This is a genomic window from Polaribacter sp. Asnod1-A03 (assembly GCF_045063585.1).
In the GTDB taxonomy this organism is placed as follows: Bacteria; Bacteroidota; Bacteroidia; order Flavobacteriales; family Flavobacteriaceae; genus Polaribacter.
This window is the reverse complement of record NZ_JBEFOE010000009.1, coordinates 1,297,059-1,317,581: the sequence shown is the minus strand read 5'-3', so window position 1 is coordinate 1,317,581 and position 20,523 is coordinate 1,297,059. Positions and strand designations below refer to the sequence as shown.

Annotated in this window: 19 protein-coding genes; 4 read left to right on the top strand and 15 right to left on the bottom strand. The window is 28.3% G+C overall.

Translation table 11 applies throughout. From position 1 onward, the window contains the following. The 11 genes from ACJJVY_RS06355 to ACJJVY_RS06305 all read right to left on the bottom strand — a co-directional run bounded on the left by ACJJVY_RS06355 (position 1) and on the right by ACJJVY_RS06305 (position 10,910). Entirely contained in the window at positions 1–951 is a 951-nt protein-coding gene (locus tag ACJJVY_RS06355; protein WP_405606164.1) for a DUF1835 domain-containing protein, read from the bottom strand. Positions 952–985: 34 nt separating this feature from the next. Next, on the bottom strand, positions 986–1,309 hold the full coding sequence (locus ACJJVY_RS06350) for a translation initiation factor (RefSeq protein WP_405606163.1): 324 nt from the start codon (positions 1,307–1,309) through the stop codon (positions 986–988). A 51-nt stretch (positions 1,310–1,360) separates the two neighbouring features. Further along, positions 1,361–2,308: an isopenicillin N synthase family dioxygenase gene (locus ACJJVY_RS06345; RefSeq protein ID WP_405606162.1), complete on the bottom strand. Its 948-nt coding sequence runs from the start codon at positions 2,306–2,308 to the stop codon at positions 1,361–1,363. 63 nt (positions 2,309–2,371) lie between these two features. Beyond that, positions 2,372–3,079 (bottom strand): DUF6048 family protein, encoded by a 708-nt coding sequence (locus tag ACJJVY_RS06340; protein ID WP_405606161.1) that lies wholly within the window; start codon positions 3,077–3,079, stop codon positions 2,372–2,374. Continuing rightward, positions 3,060–3,515 (bottom strand): DUF6452 family protein, encoded by a 456-nt coding sequence (locus ACJJVY_RS06335; RefSeq protein ID WP_405606160.1) that lies wholly within the window; start codon positions 3,513–3,515, stop codon positions 3,060–3,062. Before ACJJVY_RS06335 ends, ACJJVY_RS06340 begins: the two co-directional genes overlap by 20 nt. 40 nt (positions 3,516–3,555) lie before the next feature. Next, on the bottom strand, positions 3,556–3,849 hold the full coding sequence (locus ACJJVY_RS06330) for a 4a-hydroxytetrahydrobiopterin dehydratase (RefSeq protein ID WP_405606159.1): 294 nt from the start codon (positions 3,847–3,849) through the stop codon (positions 3,556–3,558). A gap of 172 nt (positions 3,850–4,021) precedes the next feature. Beyond that, entirely contained in the window at positions 4,022–5,476 is a 1,455-nt protein-coding gene (rlmD, locus tag ACJJVY_RS06325) for a 23S rRNA (uracil(1939)-C(5))-methyltransferase RlmD (protein ID WP_405606158.1), read from the bottom strand. A 108-nt stretch (positions 5,477–5,584) separates the two neighbouring features. Then, positions 5,585–6,280, bottom strand: a complete 696-nt coding sequence (locus ACJJVY_RS06320; RefSeq protein WP_405606157.1) for an OmpA family protein — start codon at positions 6,278–6,280, stop codon at positions 5,585–5,587. Positions 6,281–6,295: 15 nt separating this feature from the next. Then, complete coding sequence (locus tag ACJJVY_RS06315; protein WP_405606156.1) at positions 6,296–6,775, bottom strand: hypothetical protein; 480 nt, start codon at positions 6,773–6,775, stop codon at positions 6,296–6,298. Positions 6,776–6,960: 185 nt separating this feature from the next. Beyond that, positions 6,961–9,267 (bottom strand): T9SS type A sorting domain-containing protein, encoded by a 2,307-nt coding sequence (locus tag ACJJVY_RS06310; RefSeq protein ID WP_405606155.1) that lies wholly within the window; start codon positions 9,265–9,267, stop codon positions 6,961–6,963. A 107-nt stretch (positions 9,268–9,374) separates the two neighbouring features. After that, the gene (locus ACJJVY_RS06305) at positions 9,375–10,910 is read right to left on the bottom strand and encodes a tetratricopeptide repeat protein (RefSeq protein WP_405606154.1); all 1,536 of its coding nucleotides are present in this window, start codon (positions 10,908–10,910) and stop codon (positions 9,375–9,377) included. 496 nt (positions 10,911–11,406) lie between these two features. On the opposite strand from ACJJVY_RS06305, the gene rocD reads away from it, so the two are divergent. Both rocD and ACJJVY_RS06295 read left to right on the top strand, forming a co-directional pair. Next, complete coding sequence (gene rocD, locus ACJJVY_RS06300) at positions 11,407–12,645, top strand: ornithine--oxo-acid transaminase (protein ID WP_405606153.1); 1,239 nt, start codon at positions 11,407–11,409, stop codon at positions 12,643–12,645. Between the two features lie 113 nt (positions 12,646–12,758). Beyond that, positions 12,759–13,199: a hypothetical protein gene (locus tag ACJJVY_RS06295; protein ID WP_405606152.1), complete on the top strand. Its 441-nt coding sequence runs from the start codon at positions 12,759–12,761 to the stop codon at positions 13,197–13,199. Between the two features lie 88 nt (positions 13,200–13,287). Here ACJJVY_RS06295 and ACJJVY_RS06290 read toward each other — a convergent pair whose 3' ends face one another. The 4 genes from ACJJVY_RS06290 to ACJJVY_RS06275 all read right to left on the bottom strand — a co-directional run bounded on the left by ACJJVY_RS06290 (position 13,288) and on the right by ACJJVY_RS06275 (position 17,033). After that, a complete protein-coding gene (locus ACJJVY_RS06290; RefSeq protein WP_405606151.1) occupies positions 13,288–15,906 on the bottom strand; it encodes an AsmA-like C-terminal region-containing protein in 2,619 nt (872 codons plus the stop codon). 159 nt (positions 15,907–16,065) lie between these two features. Continuing rightward, positions 16,066–16,398 carry a CCC motif membrane protein gene (locus ACJJVY_RS06285; protein WP_405606150.1) on the bottom strand — a complete coding sequence of 111 codons (333 nt, stop codon included), beginning with the start codon at positions 16,396–16,398 and terminating at the stop codon, positions 16,066–16,068. Positions 16,399–16,410: 12 nt separating this feature from the next. Further along, positions 16,411–16,686 carry a DUF2752 domain-containing protein gene (locus tag ACJJVY_RS06280; RefSeq protein ID WP_405611608.1) on the bottom strand — a complete coding sequence of 92 codons (276 nt, stop codon included), beginning with the start codon at positions 16,684–16,686 and terminating at the stop codon, positions 16,411–16,413. A gap of 29 nt (positions 16,687–16,715) precedes the next feature. Beyond that, positions 16,716–17,033, bottom strand: coding sequence for a YbaB/EbfC family nucleoid-associated protein (locus tag ACJJVY_RS06275; protein ID WP_405606149.1), 318 nt, complete (start codon positions 17,031–17,033; stop codon positions 16,716–16,718). Between the two features lie 133 nt (positions 17,034–17,166). Here ACJJVY_RS06275 and ACJJVY_RS06270 point away from each other — a divergent pair, with 133 nt between their 5' ends. Continuing rightward, positions 17,167–19,281: a S9 family peptidase gene (locus ACJJVY_RS06270; protein ID WP_405611605.1), complete on the top strand. Its 2,115-nt coding sequence runs from the start codon at positions 17,167–17,169 to the stop codon at positions 19,279–19,281. A 167-nt stretch (positions 19,282–19,448) separates the two neighbouring features. Then, the gene (locus ACJJVY_RS06265) at positions 19,449–20,444 is read left to right on the top strand and encodes a PLP-dependent cysteine synthase family protein (protein ID WP_405606148.1); all 996 of its coding nucleotides are present in this window, start codon (positions 19,449–19,451) and stop codon (positions 20,442–20,444) included. Positions 20,445–20,523 lie beyond the last annotated feature (79 nt).

Sequence of the window (20,523 nt, the reverse complement as noted above, 5' to 3'; positions counted from 1 at the left end):
TTATTTAAGATATGTAATTTGTAATAATTTTTTAGATTGATCATTAAAAAGGTAACTATACTTTTTAGTGCCACCAAAAAATGTGGTTTCGTCTCTTAATTCTCCGTAAAAATTAAGTTTATTTTCTAAAACTTCTTTTCCTTTTTTAGATAATGTTGTTGGATTAAATGAAGAAAATAATTTATCAAGTTGTGTAATCTTATGTTCGTATTGTAAATCTCCAAAACCATAAGTTGTTTGCTTTTTAAGCAATTGACTAACTAGTTGTTGTTTTGAAGATAATTTGTGGGAGTTTGCTGTTTCTAAAATGGTGTTTTCTACTTGATTTAAACCATTTCTTATGGAAGGGAATCTTTGTAAATGAGCCTCTATAGCGGATGCTAAGTAGGTAAAAGGAGACATTGGGTTAAATTTATAAACGGTTTCTAGTCTTAAAGGACTATCAGAACAGTATAATTGCCAAATATAATCTCCGTATTCAATATCATCTTGGGTTAAGTCTACTCTATTTTTGTAATGTTGATTAATTTGATTTTCTGTAAGTTCGGTTAAGGCTTTTAATTTTTTTGTTCCTTTTATTTTACCACTGCAAACTAAAGAAATATGATATCCTTTTCTATAGGTTTTTAACCAACTAATAACGGCAAGCATGTTTATCTGACAAAACAAATCATACTCGAACCATAAAACTATTTCTTTACTTTCTTTCTTGTTACAAAGACTTCTGTATTCTTTTAAAGTATAATCTATAAAAGTTTTTTTACTTATTTTATAAGAAGATTTTAAGAAATCAAAACGATTTTTCCAAAAGGTTTCGCTACCAACATCTGTGGTGGTTTTACCCTCACATAACATTTCTCGCCAAGTAATAAAGTCTCCAGAAAAATGAAGCTTCTTTAAGTAATTTGTGGTGCTATCACCATTTGTAATGTGTAATACAGAAGAACTCATAATTTATAAATTAGTTATTGTTGAATAGGCAAAATCAGCCACCAACTCGTTTTACTTTAAATCCTTTTTCCTTCAGCATTGTCATTATTCGGTCTCTATAATCTCCCTGAATAATTATTTTTTCGTCTTTAAAACTACCACCAACAGATAGTTTTGTTTTTATTTCTTTAGCAAGCTTTTTAAAATCTGATGTTGCACCAGTATAACCTTCTAAAATGGTAATTGGTTTTCCTTTTCTTTTTTCGTATTTACAAATAATAGGATCGTCTTGTAACCAAATGTTAGATTTTTCTTTAACTGGTTCTGCAATTTCTTTATGATCAGGAAATAAATTTTTAAGTTGATCTTTTAAATCCATTCTTTATAATTACTTATTAATAGCTTATTCTTTTTTAATAATAATTTGTTTTTATTTTTTTAATCCTAATTCTCTTAAACGTTGATCTAAAAACTCTCCAGAAGTAATATCTTCAAATTGTTTAGGGTTGTTTTCATCAACACAATTTTCTAAAACATCTAATTTCATGTCTGATATTGGATGCATAAAAAATGGAATAGAATAACGTGATGTTCCCCACATTTCTTTTGGCGGATTTGTTACTCTATGTATTGTAGATTTTAATTTATTATTACTATGGCGAGATAACATATCTCCAACATTAATCATTAGCTCATCTGATTCTGCCATTGCATCAATCCATTCTCCTTCGTGGTTTTGTACTTGTAACCCTTTTCCTTGAGCTCCCATTAATAGGGTAATTAGATTAATGTCTCCATGTGCAGCAGCTCTTTCAGCTCCTTTCGGTTCTGTTTTTATTGGTGGATAATGGATTGGACGTAAAATACTATTACCATTTTTAATATAATTATCAAAGTAAGTTTCTTCTAGACTTAAATGTAAAGCTAAAGAACGCAAAACATATTTTGCTGTTTTTTCTAACATTTGATATGCTTCTTTACCAACTGTGTTAAATTTTGGTAATTCTTCTACAATAACATTATCAGGATATTCATCTGCGTATTTAGAATCTTCATCTACATATTGTCCAAAATGCCAAAATTCTTTTAAATCTCCTTCTTTTTTTCCTTTAGCAGATTCTTTACCAAAAGAAACGTAACCACGTTGTCCTCCAATTCCTGGTATTTCGTACTTTTCTTTTGTTTCCGTAGGTAACTCAAAAAAGTTTTTAATCTCTGCGTATAAATCATCAACTAATTGATCATTTAAAAAATGACCTTTTAAAGCAACAAAACCAATATTTTCATATGCATGACCAATTTCATCAATAAATTTTTGTTTTTTTTCTGAATCCGAAGATAGAAAGTCGGCTAAGTTTACACTTGGAATTTTATTCATTTATATATTTTTAATAAATACGGGGGTTAAAGTTAGTAAAAAATAGGGAAAAACCTTGTTTTTTTATTTTTTTGCAAAAGGAATTAGATAACTAATGGTATAATTAAATCCAAAACCTGTATTGCTTTCAAATATTCTATTAAAACCAGGTGAGTATAATGTTTTAAAATCATCTGGTTCTGTAACATTCATTAATATCTTATAAGAACCGCTAAAAGAGAAGAATAGATTTTTAAAAGCTTCTACTTTTAATCCAACAACAATTTCCGACCAATGTGCGTTTAAGCCAGTGGTAGTTGCCGATGCTGTTATTTCATCCGCAGGAAAATAGACTGTATTTACATTTGGAGTATAATTATTTAGGGTTTGTTCAAAAGCACTAAATCCGTAACGAAAACCTACAAATATTTCGTTATTCATGTCTAACCAATTTTCATAGGCATTATAATTAAACCCTAATTTTATGTAGTTACCTTTAGATGTAGAGTTTGTATAATCTTCTTTTGTGGTTTCTTCTTCGTAACCTAATTCTGCTGCAATATAAAAGTTCTTAGACATTCTATAATCTCCAACAAGCTCTAAACCAGAATAACGATCATTAAATTGGGCTAGTATTGGTTTACTGATATCAACCCCAACTCTAATACCATAATTGGTCTTGTAAACTAAAGTGTCTTTTTTAATATTTATTAATGTATCTTTTTTTTGTTCTTGAGAAAACCCATTTACAACAGAAAAAAGAATACAGATACTAGTGATATATTTGTACATGTGCTGCATCTTGATTGTCTATAGTTGTTAATGTTGTTGGAGTAAAGTCTGTAATCCAAGTATTTGTTGATGTAAAGTTTACATCGTTAAAAATAATTTTGTAACCACATGAACGAGAAACATACTCTTCTTCTGTTGTATAAGATATAGTAAATTGATCTACGTTAGTACCATCAGAAAAATTATAAACGGTTTCTAACTCTAGACTATTTAAAGGTATGTAAATAGAGTCTAAAGTTACGTCAGAAAAGATACTGTCTTTACCTTCTGCCCAAACATATAAAGATGCTGGTTTTTTTAAAGTTTCTCTATTTACATCATCGTAAAAGCGTAACACTAAATTAGGTGTTACGGGGTTTTCTAAACAAAAATCATCTTTTTCGCAAGCGGAAATAAATAATGTAATCGTTAAAAGAAATAGGAATGTTTTTTTCAATTTTATTAGTTTAATGATAAAAATATTAAAAATACTGTTGTTAAATATCTTCTACCTCTACAATTATATTAATAGCTTTTGCTAGCTTAAAATCTAATTCAGTTACGCCATCAGCATCATGTGTGGTTAATTTAATGTCTAAAGTATTGTAAACATTTGTCCATTCTGGATGATGGTTTAAAGCTTCGCATTCAAATGCGATTCTATTCATTGCAGACATACAGTCTTTAAAATTATCAAATTCAAAATCAGTATGTAGAGCGTCATCATAAAAATCCCAATCTGGTAAGTTTTCTAATTTTTTTTCTATTTCGAAATCTGTTAGTTTTTTCATTTTAATGAGTTTTTTTTGTTGTAAAGGCTCTTCTAATAAAAATATAAACCCGTTTATAAGTCTATGTTTTAGTTTATTAACGAATTTATTATTTAATTGTTTTATTATTGTCTTGCTAAAATAGTTTCATTTTAAGAAATAAAAGAAAGTTATTTATAAATTGTGATTCTATTTAACATTTCTCAAATAAAACAACTGTCTCAATATGAGAGGTATGAGGGAATTGGTCTACTAAGCTAATTTTTTTAATAACATAACCAGCTTCTTTTAGTAGTTCTGTGTCTCTAGCTTGTGTTGCCGGATTACAAGAAACATATACCATTCTATCTGCATTTAAATTAATGATTTTTTGTAATGTTTTTGGGGCAATTCCTGCTCTAGCAGGATCTAAAATAATGGTTTTAATTTTGTCTTTATATTCTGGATGTGCAAATAAGAATTTACCAACATCTGCTGCATAAAATTTTAAACCATCTATATTATTTCTTTTGGCATTCTTTTTAGCGTCTTCAATTGCAGACGCTATAATGTCTACACCAACAATTTTTGCATTTTCACTTCTAGAAGCTACAATTTGTCCAATTGTTCCGGTTCCGCAAAATAAATCCATTACAACTGTATTGTCTACTTTAGATTTATCTTCTAAAACATACTCTATAACTTTGCTGTATAGTTTTTCTGCACATTTTGGATTTGTTTGAAAAAAGCTTTTCATACTAATTTCAAAATTTAAACCTAGTAATTCTTCTACAATTTTATCTTTACCATACACTAAGTCTAAACTACCTGCAGTAGCAATCGTTCTATCTCCGGTTTCATCATTAATTGTATGTAATAAACCTGCTAAACGATCTCCAAAAATATCTTTTAAAAAGTTGGTAAATTTGTTTAAATCGAATTTACCCAAATCAGGAGAAGTAGTTACCAAATTACAAAGTAACTCATCTGTTTTAAAAGATTTTCTAACTACAAAATATCTAAAAAAACCTTCTCTTTTTGGTCCGTGCCAAGGAGCTAAACCTGTATCTTGACAATATTGACGAATGTTTTTTAAGTTATCTTCTAGTTGCTTATCAAACAAACCAGAATCTTTTTCTAAATTATCTCCCATCCACCAAACACCACGCCTTTTAAAACCTAGTGTAAATTCATCTTTATCTGTTTTATTTACTCTGTCGTAACCAATGGCAGAAAAACCATATTCCATTTTATTTCTATAATGGAATACATTTGGAGAGGTAACAAACTCGTCAAATAAATCTTCTATATTTTCTACTTTACCAATTCTTTTAAAAAGGGACAAAGTACTTTCTTTTTTATATTGATGTTGTAAATCGATAGGTAATTGAATGTATGGTGCACCAGGGATGTCTTGAAAAGGAACTGCTACTTCATCTTCTGATGGTTCTAAAACATCAATTAATTTTGCTTCAGCATATTTTTTACTAGACTTACTTATTTGTGCTTTTACCAATTGGCCTGGCAAAGTATTAGGTATAAAAACAACAAAACTTCCTTCATCAGAATGGATTCTTGCAATTCCTTTTCCTCCAAAAGCGTAATCTTCTATTTTTAATTCTAAAACCTGATTTTTCTTTACAAATTTATTTCGTTCTCTACGTGGCATATTTCAAATATATAAGATTGCAAAATTAGGAAAACTTATTGTTTCTTATCTAAAAAAGGCTACTCATTTGAGTAGCCTTTAAGATTATGATAAGAAAATAAATATTTTTTAATTTCCTGCTTCTTTTTTTGCTTCATTAATCATCTTTTCATTGGCAATAATAGCAAACTCTACACGTCTGTTTTTACTTCTTCCTTCTACTGTTTCATTAGAAGCAATTGGGTTTTCTATACCCATGCCTTCTGTAACAAATCTATCTGCCACCAAGCCTTTGCTAACTAAATAGTCTTTTACAGAATTAGCTCTTTTTTCTGATAACGTTTGGTTGTACTCAACCCTTCCTGTACTATCAGTAAAACCGAAAATACCAATATTTGTATTATTGTAGTCTTTAAAAACTAAAATTAATTTGTCTAAATTAGCTTGAGCATTAGGTGTTAAGCTAGATTTATTAGTGTCAAACCTTACGGAATTTTCTCCTAAAGTTAATTTAATTCCTTCTCCAACTCTTTCTACTTCTGCACCCGGAACAGCTTCTTCAATTTCTCTTGCTTGCTTATCCATTTTATTACCAATTACACCACCAGTAACTCCACCAATTACACCACCTAAAACAGCACCTAATTCAGAGTTTTTCTTGCTTCCTACATTATTTCCAATAATTGCTCCTAGAACAGAACCTGCCGCAGTACCAATGGTAGCACCTTTTTGAGTGTTGTTTGCATTTTCTATTGCTTTACAAGAGGTTAATAAACTTCCTGCTAAAAAGAATAGTGATAAACTATATATAATTGTTTTTTTCATCTTATTTTTTATTAATTATTGTTTTTGAAATGAATACGTAATATTTTTTAATTGACCACCAACATTGATTTCATCAACCAAATCAAAACTAGTTTCCGTTACATTGTTGATGTTTAAAACATAACCATTGTTTACTTCTTTAGCTTTGTAGTCGTTAATTATTTTTAAAACAAAACTTCCTTCATTATTAATATACCAAGTTATTGGTGAGCTAAAATCTTTACAAGAAGTCTTAGGGTTATTTATAGCCATTTCTCCTTTGTTATTGTTAGAAATAAAGGTCCAATTACTACCAATAAAACATTTTGAATCTGCCAAATTAAAAGAGTTTACTTGTAAATAATCTGATCCTGGGAAACTTACAGAAGTAACTGTAAAATTGCCTTTTAACATTCGTTCTGTTTTATTATCTAATTTTGTGTTAACAACAGAGGATGTAGAATTACAGCCTATAATGGTTATTGATAGCAAGAAAATATAAAATATTTTTTTCATAATTTAAATACATTTATTTTGTATCGTTAATATTAAAATACATATTATTTACAATATATATAATTAAGACACAATGTTTATTTCTTTGGTCACAAAATTTGGTTAAATGTTTCATTATTTTGTTAAAATAAAAAAGCCTCTAAAATTTAAATTTTAAAGGCTTTTTAGTAATGTAGATTTGAGTTTTATTGTTTTATAATGCGCTTAAAAATTACATTATTATTGTCTCCTTTTATTCTTAAGGAGTAAATACCTGATGATAAATTAGATATGTCTATTTTATCCTTATTATTAAACTCTAATACTTTATTACCTGCTAAAGAAAATACAGCAACATTAACAATTGAAGCATTTTTAATTTCTATATTAAGAATGTTTCTAGTAGGATTAGGGTATATGGTAATAGGACTTAAATCATTTTCTAAATCATCAGGAGTACTTAAACTACTTAAGTCTATAGTATATTCTAAAAGGCCTAAGTCGCTAGTGTTTATATAGGTTATTATAGCGTCTTCTTTAAAAAGAAAATCCGAAGAATAAGAGCTAATAGATAATAATTGTTCATTATTTATTATTTCCCATGTTTCTCCATTATCTATAGAATAATGTAAAGCAAATTTAGAATTTACAGAGTTATAAGTGGAAGCTATCATAATACCACTAGTTTCTGTAGAGAAAGTAACCTTATTTACTTGCTTATTCATTTTTAGCTCCCAGTTTTCTCCATTATCGTCAGAAATAAAAACACCTTTAGAAGTAGCTAAAGCTATTTTATTATTGTTAAGTTTATCTTGTTTTATATCAAAAATTAGATCGGTTTCATTTAAAATTTCTAAACCTTTACTGCTGTTTTCCCAAGTTTCTCCATCGTCGTAAGAAACATAGATTTCAATTCCTATAGATATAGTTATTTTGCCATTTTTATCTATCAGAATACCATTGATAAAATCTAAAAAAGGAAGTTTGATATCTACCTCTTCAATTTTATCCATATCGGTAAAATTAATTTTCTTCAAAATAGTTTCACTTGCTTCATAACCAGAAAAAGCAGCTAAAATAGTTTCTATATCACTTGGATAAGTTGCTATTGCAGATAATTTGTTGATGTAAAGACTAGATAAAGTACTATATGTTGCTCCATTATCATTACTTACTTCTAAGCTAGAACCAGTAAAGCTAGAGTTAAAATTAAAGATACGATTAGGTGTAAATTGATCTACTAAATAAGTTGAACTACTATTAGAAAAAGAATTTAGGGACTCTATGTTATAAGAGGTTTCTATGCCAGTGTTTAAGTCTTTATGAATATGACCTTGCTGAACCCCGTAATATAAGTTTAAATTTGTTTCATCTTTAAAGATAATTGTGTTACCAGTACTTGAAAAGTAAGGGTTGTTTATACGACTTAAAGTCATACCTCTATCTTCTGAAAATAAAGAAGAATAATTAGATGTGATGATAATTTCTTCTTCATTTTGAGGGTTATAGCTAGCATTTAATCCATAGTAATAGCTATTTGGGTCTTCATCTATATAGACAATACTTTCAAATGTGTTACCACCATCTTCTGAAATAGCTATTTCATTTTCTTCAAGTACAATTAATTGGGAAGGGTTACTTTTGTTAAATTTTATAACGGTAATATTGTTTAATATACTTTGTGTCCATCTAATATCTATCATATTAAAAGTAGATCCACCATCAGTAGATTTATATAAACTTTCAATTGTATTACCAAACCCGATTCCGGTACCTAAAAAAATAGTTTGATCATCAGAAGGATCAAAAGTTATAGGGTCTAATACAACGCCTCGTAATTCTTCGGTAAAAGATCTACCTGCATCTTCAGAGATAAAAAGACCTCCATTTACACCTTGACTACCGTTACTTCTTGTTAAGAATATTTTGTCAGGATTATTAGGGCTTATAGCTACTTTATTAATAAAAACGGTATCATAATCATTTGTATAATAAATCAATTCCCATGTAATACCTCCATCAGCAGTATAAAACGTTTTACCTTCTTTGTTGAAACCAACAGGGTAATTTGTATCAACTAATAAAACATTCATATCATTATTATAAAAATCATATGATGTTACATAGGCTAAATCTTCTTGATTTGGTAAATTAAATGTTTTTACAATAGAACCAGAAGTAATATCATAAACCATAATTGCATTAATAGTTGTGTTTGGTAAATGAGCTGAGAAAGTTAATGAATTAGCATCAGAGGAAAGTTTCATTTCTTTTATAACTGCTCCATCACCTAGCGTAAGAGTGTATAAAATTCCCCAATTTTCACCATTATCTTCAGAGACAACGATATGATTTTCTGAGGTAACAGCATATATTTTGTTAGGTACATTCGCATCATAGGTTAAATCAAAAATTCTTCCGAATTCTTCTGAGCCAACTACTTTTATTTGAGCAAAAAATTGCTGAAATGATAAACATAAAATAAATAAAAGAAGAGTAATTTTTATTTTCATAATAAAGATATTTAAGTGAAGTTCAATATTCTGTAATAAAAGATGAAAACTCTAAAAATATTAAATAATTACCGTGACAGTAGGTGTAAAAAGTGTGACATTTGTATTTATATATCTGAAATATAGCTGTATAGGTTGTTTTTGTCTGTGAGACCTATTTTTGAGCTAATTCTCTCTTTTCTTTTTCTAGAAGCTTCTGGAGTGATATTAAATAAAGAAGAAATTTCTTTATTTGTTAAATTCATATACAAATAACTAATGTATCTAATATCATTTGCATTAAGTTGCGGATGCTTCTTTTTTAATTTGGATATAAATGTATGATTTACTTGTTCAAAATGAGTTAAAAAACTTTCCCATTCTGTATCTCCTTTTAAAAGTTTTTTTAATTCTATTACTTTTTTTGAAAGAAAAATATTTTTAGAAACTTCAGTTTGGTTAGATAACGAATTTATTACTTCTTTTAATAATTCATTTCTAGCAGAAACTTGTAGTGCTTTTGCCGCTAATTTTTGATTACGTTTTTCTATTTCATTTTTTAAACGTTCTTGTTCTAAAAGAGATAAAGTTTCTTTTGCATGAAGTTGTTTTTCTAGAAGTAAGTTATCACTTTTCTTTTTCTGTAGTTCTAATTCTATTATTTCTTTACTTCTATTATGTAATATTTTTCTTTGTTTATTTTTTATGAAACTATTACGAAGCGCCCAAGTTATTAAACAAATAATCAAAATTAAAGTACCTAGTAAGCCATATAATATAATGCGTTCTTCTTTTTGTTTATCTTGATTTTGTTTTAGTTCTTGTTTGTAGTTTTCAATTTCAAACTTTACTTTATTTGTTTCAAATAAATGACCATTTTTTACTTTATTTAAGGCATTTGTTAGTGCTATTACAGAGTCTTTAGCTTCTATAACTTTGTCAATTAACTTACTTTCTTTATAGATTTCTGCTAATTGGTTATAAGCAGAAATTTTATTTTCAGAATTAATAGAAGACTTTAGTGCAGACTCAGCATAATTGGCAGCTAATGATAGTTTTTTAGATTTTTTATAAATGTTAGAGAGTATAATTAACAGAGATATTCTTTCTTCGGAATACGAAACGCCTTTTAAATTAGGTAGAATTTTATTCGCTAATGCTTCTGCCTTTTTAAATTGAGTTCTCTTATAGAAGTTATCTACTAAAGCAGTTTCGGCTAATATTAAAAGAGAAGGTTTGTCTTTAAATATTTCTTTTGCTTTTTCTAAATAATTATATGCAGTATCTAATTTATATTGTTGATTAGTTACAATACCTAAATTAATTGCATAAAAACCTATTTTGGTTTGTTGATTATTTTCTTGGGCAAGTTTATATGCTTTTTCAAAGTATTCTTCTGCTTTTTTAAATTCACTTTCTTTACTATACAGAATAGCAATGTTATTTAAAACAATCATCTCTTCATTTTGATCAAGATGTTTTAGAGCTATCGTGTAAGCGTTTAAGTAATTGTTTAAAGCTTCTCCATAATCTAACATAGAGTAGTAGTTGGCGCCAATATTATTTATGGCCAAAAACTGTTGTTTGTACCAACGGTTTTCTTCGGCAACAGAATTTACTTTAGTTAAAAGCTCTAATGACAAAGAGTATTCTTTGTTATTCATAGCTTTTACACCTTTAACTAGTAGAGAATCTAAATTAGCTTTATTCTGAGCAAAGAAAGTAGTACTCAGAAAAATTAAAAAATATTTAAAAAAAGACTTCATACAAATAATAAAATTATCGCTAAATTAACTTTTATTAAAAAAAGTACAATTAAACTTGGGTTTTATTTTAGACTTTTTAATGTTGTTGCTGTTTTTGTAAATATTTTGTTGTGTAAAATAGTATTTATTAATTTATTCTAGATAAAATACGTTTTATGTTTGTTTTAATTACAGAAAATAGAATCACTTATAAGAAACAAATTTTTTTATAGATTATGATGTAAAGAGACTAAGTACTTGTTTTTTAGTGAAGAGGATTATAATAGCGTCTTTTTTTACTATTTTTGTAGAACTTCGGGGATGATTTCTTTCCCACGCTGAATTTTCGGTACTCACTGAAAGGATAAAGGTAGAACAGGAATGTTTTTAGTATAAACATTTAAATGATTAAAAAATGGCTGTTTTAGGCAAATTAACTTCAAATGAAGCAATTGAATTAGAAAACAAGTATGGCGCACATAATTACCATCCGCTTCCGGTAGTTTTAAGTAAAGGAGAAGGCGTACATGTTTGGGACGTTGAAGGTAAAAAGTATTACGATTTCTTATCGGCATATTCTGCAGTAAATCAAGGGCATTGTCATCCAAAAATTGTGGATGCAATGGTAAATCAAGCAAAAACTTTAACCTTAACATCTAGAGCGTTTTATAACGACATGTTAGGTAAGTATGAGAAATTTGCTACAGAACTTTTTGGTTTTGATAAACTTTTACCGATGAACACTGGTGCAGAAGCAGTAGAAACTGCCTTAAAATTGGCAAGAAAGTGGGCATATGAAGTAAAAGGAATTGATGAAAACAAAGCTCAAATAGTTGTTTGTGAAAACAATTTTCATGGAAGAACAACTACTATTATCTCTTTTTCTAATGATCCTGTTGCTAAAAAGAATTTTGGTCCTTACACAAAAGGGTTTTTAAAAATTGAGTACGATAATTTACAAGAATTACAAGAAACTTTAGAAAATAGTAATAATATAGCGGCATTTTTAGTAGAACCAATACAAGGTGAAGCTGGTGTTTATGTGCCTTCTGAAGGTTATTTAGCTGCGGCTAAAAAATTATGTAAAGATTATAATGTGCTTTTTATTGCAGATGAAGTACAAACGGGAATTGCAAGAACTGGTAAAATGTTAGCTGTAGATCATGAAAATGTAAAACCAGATGTTTTAATTTTAGGGAAAGCTTTAAGTGGTGGGGTTTTTCCGGTTTCTGCTGTTTTAGCAAATGATAGTGTTATGAATGTTATCAAACCAGGAAATCATGGTTCTACTTTTGGAGGGAATCCGGTTGCTGCTGCTGTAGCAATTGCTGCTTTAGAGGTAATCGCTGATGAAAAATTGGCTGAAAATGCAGAAAAATTAGGTCAAATTTTTAGAAATGAGTTATCTGAATTTGCAAATGAAAATGAATTGGTGAAATCTGTTAGAGGTAAAGGATTGTTAAATGCAATTTTAATAAATGATACAGAAGACAGTTCTACTGCTTGGGATATTTGTATGAAGTTAAGAGATAACGGTTTATTAGCAAAACCAACTCACGGAAATATTATTCGTTTTGCACCACCTTTGGTTATGAATAAAGAACAATTAATGGATTGTTTAGATATTATTAAAAAGACAATTAGTGAGTTTTAAACAGCAAAAATAAACAAAAAAAATAGGCTATAGATTCAGGTTTTTTAACTTCTGAATTTGTAGCCTATTTTTTTTGTTTATTTTTGATTCTATTAAAAACTAACAACTTTATTATGATAAATAATCCTATTACTCAATTAGAACAATTAACATTAACAAGTGCTTCTAAAAATTTTTTAAGAGAAACTGCTAGATGGGCTAAGTTTTTAGCAATTTTAGGTTTTATATTTATTGGGTTAATGGTGGTTTTTGCCATTTTTGCAACAACTATTTTTGATTTGGCAGAAAAAATGCAACCTGGTATTCCTGGAGATTTGGGGTTGATTATGGCGGCTGTTTATCTAGTTTTAGCTATTATTTATTTTTTTCCGGTATATTATTTATTACAGTTTTCTAATAAAATGAAAAAAGCATTAGCAACTAAAGATGATGATGTTTTGGCAAAATCTTTTGAAATGCTAAAATCTCACTATAAATTTATTGGTGTATTTACTATAATAACAATATCCTTATATATTTTAGTAATTATAGTTTCTGTAATGGGTGCAATTTAAGTTTTACCAAAAAAAATATTTATAAAAAAAGGATGCTCATAAGAGCGTCCTTTTTTTTATAAATATAAATAGTTAAAGAAGAAGAGGTTTAGTTGCCTGTGGTATCCTTCTTTTTATTAAATAAGTTCTTTAAAGTGCTTTTAACCTTATCGGTAGTACTTTCTTTTGTTGTTGTAGAGTCCGTTTTAGTTGTATTTTTATCTATTAAGTTTGTAAGTGCATCTTTACCTTTATTAATAAGACTTTGCTTTTGTTTTTCTACTAAACTAGTAATTAAATTAGTAGTTGCAGTTTTAATGTTAGATGTAAAATTAGGATTTGTAAAGGTCCCTTTTAAAGTTCCGTTTACCGGAATATTTTTAATAGTAGCAGCATCTTCTGGAGTTAGTTTTGCAATTAAATTGGTTACTTCTGTACCTAAATATTTTACAGGCACATCAAAAACAATATCATAATCTATTGATTTATCAAAACCATGTGTACCACCAATTTGCATTTTAACATCTTTGTAAATTAAAGAAATTGGTTTTACAGCAACCTTACCGTCTTCAAAAGAAAATTTACCTGTTAAGTTTTCTAAGTTTAAATTATCAAGATTAATAAAACTTACATTTTCGCTTAAAGTAGTTAATAGTTTAGAGTTGCTAGCATTTAACTTAGTGCTTAATAATTGCCCTAATAAGTCACCAGAAATGGTTTTTAAATTAGGCGTCATATCATCATTTAAATTACCAGAAACGGTAATTGTAGAGTTTATTTTACCTTCTATGGTTTTTGCAATTGGAGCAATAGATTTTAACATATCTATACTGCTAAAAGAATCAGAAATTTTTAGTTCGTTTAGATTTAAATCCATTTTAAAATTAGAGGTAGTTCCTTTTGTAGAAACATTACCATCAAAAACAATATTACCACCAAAAATATCAGATTTTAAGTTTTTTAAATCAACAGTTTCATCATGTATATAAAGGTCTCCAGAAACGTTTGTTAAGTTTAAATTATCATAAACAACTTTGCTAGCATTGGCTGTAAATTTTACATCTAAAAAAGCAGGTATTTTTAATGTTGAGGTTTCTGTTGTAGTTGTTTTTTTTGTAGTTGTTGTAGTTTCGTTATTTGTAATAAAATCTGCTATTTTAAGATTGTTAGAGTTTAGTATGAAATTTCCTTTTAGTACATCTTCCTTAAAAAGGAATCCGTAAAAATTATCTAAATTACCTGTTATAGATAAATCTGAAGTACCTGTTTTTGCACTAAATTCGTTTAATTTAATGCTGCTAGTGTTAAATGCAATATCTGTTTTATTGATGTAAAAAGGATTGGCAACATCTTTATCATCATATTTAAAATTACTTAACGTTATATTTCCTTTATTTTTTATGTTTTTATAGGTTCCTTTTTCAACAGAATTCATGTCAAAATTTGTGGTAATATTTGCATTTAAAATACCGGCTAATTCTTGTTCTAAAGCAGGATAAACTTTACTAATATTTGCTAAATTAATAACACCTTTGGCTGTTAAGTTGATTAAAGGATTTGTAATAATATTTTTAAAATTACCATTTGCAGCAAAAGCATCTTCATCAATTTTAAAATTAAATTGATCAACGGTAACATACGTATCTTCTACAATTCCTGTTTTATTGATTATTTTTGTGTCGATATTTATATTTTTAACCGCTTTTGGTAAATCTGCATACTTGAATAAAGCGTCTTTAGAAACGATATTAATATCAAAAGCCGGAATGGTGTTTTCTGATAATGTACCTTTTACCAATCCGTTTACTTCAAAGTTTCCTTCCGTTTTTATCGATTCTAAATTTCCTGCATATTGTTCAGGTAATAATGCTAATGCATTTTTAAAAGAAGAAGTAGGTGTTTTAAAGCTAAGGTCGTATAACTGATTTTCTTCTACTAATTGGATAAAACCATTAAACTCTAAAGGTAGTTGGTTTATGTAAGCGGTATTTTCTTTAAAAGAATATTTGCTGTTTTTTAAATCGATACCAAGTATTGCATCTAAAGTTACTTTTACTCCCTTTAAATAGTTTGTTCCGTCTAAATCAAAAGACAAAAAACCAATGGTTTTAGTGTCTAAATTAAAAATATCTTCGGCAAAATTACCTTTTCCTGTATGGTAAATGCTGTCTAAACTTAATTTAGTATTTGTGCTTCTATCTATATAATTAAAGTTGATATCAGACAACTCGTAATCTTCTATATTGAGAGAAACAGTAGAAGTTTCCGAAGTTTCGGTTGTTGTTTGTTCTTCTGTAGGTATTGCAATATCATAATTACCATTTCCTTCTTTGTTTAAGATAATATTAATATCTCCTTGGCTTGTAGAAATACTTTGTATGGCAATAGCTTCATCAGAACCTTTTAAAAGTTCTGTAATTTTCATGGCAAAACCTAATTCTTTTACATTAACTAAAGTATCTCCTTCAAAAGGCGCTTTATTTATAACGGATAAATCATTAACCGTTAAACTTACTAACGGAAAGTTTTTAAAAAGACTAAGGTCTGTTTCTTTAAAACTAACGGTTGCATTAATGTTATTGTTAATAGTTTTGCTAACCATTGCAACAATTTTATCTTTAAAAAGATAGGGTATAGAAACAAGTATAATTATTAAAATCAAAAAAATAGATACTACCCATTTTAATATTTTTTTTGTTGTAGATTTCTTTTTTGTATCTGTATTCATGGTTAAAAATATGTATTATTAATATGAAAATAAGAATAGCAAAGTTATAAATTACAAAAGAAAAACTATGTTTAAGTAACGTTAATTAAATAGTTGTTAAAACAAAAAAATGCAATTCTATAAGAATTGCATTTTTTTATTTTTCAAGGTAAATTTAGTTTATTGACCAAATATTTCTTGCATGCGTTGTTGAGCTTCTTCTGGGTTTTGTAGATTGTCCCATCCTATTTTAGAAACTATCCAAATAATAAATAATAAAAAAGTTAAGTTTAAAACAATACCAACAATACCTAATATTTTACCAGCTGTTGCATTACCAACACCAGTATAATCTTCAGGATGAGCATTGTTTAGTTTTATAGCTTTATTTCCTAAAATAAGTGCTGTAATACCTAAAGGTAAACCTAAAATACCATAGCAAATACAGGTTAATATCGAAAATATTCCTAAAACTAATGATACAGTTGCATTGGGTAAACTTTGTCTTTCCATTTTAATTTTTAGTTAGAGTTTAAAGATAAATTTCATTTTAATAAAATAGCTTACTACTATAATTAAAACGTTAATAGTTGCGAATGTAACAATTATTTTTTTACTGTTTTTAAACTTGTATTTAAAGTTTAGTAACAAAAAGCCTACAAATATTAATAATGTATAAATAGCAGGGTATAAATTAAAAGCAGCTAAAAATTCACCTTTAATAAGATTTATAAAAGCTCTTTGTATTCCGCAACCTAAACAATCAATACCAAAAAGTTGTTTGTTTAAGCAGGGTAGCATGTAATCTTCTAAACTCAAATGTTTGTTTTTTAAATTCCCATTCCTGGTATATTTGGCATTCCGCTTTTTGCAGCTTCCGCCAATTCTGTTTCGTTAATTTTAGTTGCTTTATCAATAGCTTTATTAAGAGCAATAATTAAATAATCTTCTAACTCTTCTGCATCCGTAAGTAAAGAATCATCAATATTTATCGATTTTATTTCTCTATTAGCCGTTAAAGTAATTTTTAGTTTTCCGTCTGCAGCAACTTCATCAACCAAAACCGAATTTAATCTTGCTTTAGTTTCTTCCACTTTCTGTTGTGCATTCTTTAATTTGTCCATCATTCCAGATAAATCTCCAAACATAATTTTTGTTTTTTTTGTTTAGTACAAATTTAGTATTTTTAGAAGGAACACAAAGCTTATAAAAATGAGAAAAATTGTTATTCCTGTCATTATTTTAAGTCTTACATTTGCAACCGCTTGTAAAAATGAGACCATGAAAAGTACCGATGCAAAAACTCCTGTAGCAGCTAAAGAGCCTACAAAATTAGAAAAACATGGAGATGTAAGAATTGATAATTATTTTTGGATGCGTTTGTCTGATGAACAGAAAAATGCAGATCATAAAGATTCAAAAACTCAAAAAGTAATTGATTATTTAGAAGAAGAAAACGCTTATTATAAAGAAGTTACCAAACATACGAAACCATTTCAAGAAGAATTGTTCGAAGAAATGAAAGGCAGAATTAAAGAAGATGATTCTTCTGTGCCTTACAAAGACAATGGTTATTTTTATATTACACGTTATGAGGTTGGTAAACAATATCCTATTTATAGTAGAAAAAAAGAAAAATTAGAAGCCGAAGAAGAAATACTTTTTGATGTAAACGAAATGGCAAAAGATTTCGATTATTATCAATTAGGTGGCTTAAATGTTTCTAATGACAATAAGTTAATGGTTTTTGCTACGGATACAGTTAGTAGAAGACAATATTTTTTACGCATTAAAAATTTAGAAACAGGCGAAATTTACAAAGATATTATAGAGAATACAACTGGTGGTTCTGTTTGGGCAAATGATAATAAAACTATTTTTTACACAAAAAAAGATCCTGTTACTCTAAGAAGCGAAAAGATTTTTAGACATGTTTTAGGAACTCCAACTTCAGAAGATGTAGAGGTTTTTCATGAAAAAGATGATACGTTTGGTACTTATGTAACAAAATCTAAATCAGATAAATATATAATTATAGGTTCTTACAGCACAGTTTCTACAGAAGCACAATATTTAGATGCAGATAACCCTAACGGAGAATTTACCATCTTACAGCCAAGAGAAAGAGATTTAGAATATAGTGTTTCTCATTTCGAAGATCATTTTTATCTGTTAACCAACAAAGATAAAGCCATCAATTTTAAATTGATGAAAACCCCTATAACTAAAACAAGTAAAGAGAATTGGGTAGATGTAATTCCGCACCGAGAAGAAACTTTATTAGAAGATTTTTCTATTTTTAAAGACTACTTGGTTTTAGAAGAACGTAACAATGGTTTAAGTAAAGTTAGAATAAAACGTTGGGATACTACGGAAGATTATTACTTGCCTTTTACAGAAGAAACATACTCCGTTGGTGTATATGCAAATCCGGATTTTGATACAGATATTATTCGTTATTCATACAATTCTTTTACAACACCAAGTTCTGTAATTGATTTTAATATGAGTGATAAATCAAAAGACATAAAAAAAGAACAAGAAGTTTTAGGAGGTAAGTTTCAAAAAGAAAATTATATAAGTAAACGTGTTTGGGCAAACGCAAGAGACGGTAAAAAAGTAGCTATTTCTATCGTACACCATAAAGACACAAAACTTACTAAAGAAACGCCAATTTTGCAATATGCATATGGTTCTTACGGATATACAATACCAGACAGTTTTTCTACTACACGTTTAAGTTTATTAGACAGAGGGTTTGTTTATGCTTTAGCTCATATTCGCGGAAGTGAATATTTGGGTAGAGAATGGTACGAAGATGGTAAAATGTTAAACAAAAAAAATACGTTTAACGATTTTGTAGATTGTTCTAAATTTTTAATTGATAATAATTATACTTCTCCAGAACATTTATACGCAATGGGTGGTTCTGCAGGAGGATTATTAATGGGAGCAGTTGTTAATATGAATCCTGAATTATATAACGGAATTATAGCTTCTGTACCTTTTGTTGATGTAATTTCTACCATGTTAGATGATAGTATTCCGTTAACCACAGGAGAATATGATGAATGGGGAAACCCGAATGATAAAGAATATTATGATTATATAAAATCATATTCACCTTATGATCAGATAGAAGCTAAAGACTATCCAAATATAATGGTAACTACTGGTTTTCATGACTCTCAAGTGCAATATTGGGAACCTGCAAAATGGGTTGCTAAATTAAGAGAGCTAAAAACAGATAATAATTTGTTGTTATTAGATACAAATATGGAAGCAGGTCATGGAGGAGCATCTGGTCGTTTTGATGCTTTAAAAGAAACCGCTAAAATGTATACTTTCTTTTTAGCATTAGAAGATAAATTAGAAGTTGTAAAAATTAAGTCTTAAAAAGAGTTTCAGTATTTAAGGATTAAATGTACTTTTGCCTCCGTAATCAAAGAAAAAATAACTGTCATTATAAGTCTAACGAAGTCATCTATTATAAAATATATAATATTAAAAATGGCTTTTCTCTCTAATCTTGTAATGACATTTACTTTGATAATTATCTAAGAATGACTAGAAATAACGGAATTACAAACTCAATTTTAGAATTAGTAGGAGAAACTCCTCTAATTAAACTTCATAAGATAACAAAAAATCTACCGGGTAGCTATTATGCAAAGTTTGAGGCTTTTAATCCGGGTCATTCAGCAAAAGATAGGATTGCTTTACATATTGTACAAGACGCAGAAAAAAAAGGAATCCTTAAAAAAGGAGCTACAATTGTAGAAACTACCTCTGGTAATACTGGTTTTAGTTTAGCAATGATAAGTATTGTAAAAGGATATAAATGTATTTTAGCTGTTAGTGATAAATCATCTAAAGATAAGATAGATTTATTAAAAACAATGGGAGCAGAGGTACATGTTTGTCCTGCTAATGTTCCGCCAGAAGATCCCAGATCTTATTATGAAGTAGCCAAAACAATTCACAAAAAAACAAAAAATTCGGTTTATATCAATCAGTATTTTAACGAATTAAATACAGAAGCACATTATAGAACTACAGGACCAGAAATTTGGAAACAAACGGAAGGGAAGGTAACTCACATAGTTGTTGCAAGTGGTACAGGAGGAACTATTTCTGGAACAGGACAATATTTAAAAGAACAAAACCCTAATATTAAAGTCTTAGGAGTTGATGCTATAGGTTCTGTTCTTAAAAAATATCATGAAACCAGAAAGTTAGATTTAAATGAGGTAAAACCTTACAAAATAGAAGGTTTAGGTAAAAACTTAATTCCTACTGCTACAGATTTTGATATAATAGATGTTTATGAAAAAGTTTCTGATAGAGAGGCTGCTTTAGAGGCAAGATCTATAGTAAAACAAGAAGGTATTTTTCCTGGTTATACAAGTGGTGCTGTAATGCAAGCTACTAAGCAGTATGCTGAAAAAAAGGTTTTTAATGATGATAGTTTTGTAGTTTTGATTTTCCCTGATCATGGCTCTCGTTATATGAATAAAATCTATAGCGACGAATGGATGAAAGAAAATGATTTCTTGTAACTATAATTGAGTACTTAACAATTTGATAAACTGCAAAAAAAGCGGTTACTTTGCATTTCGAAAAAAAATAATAAAGAGA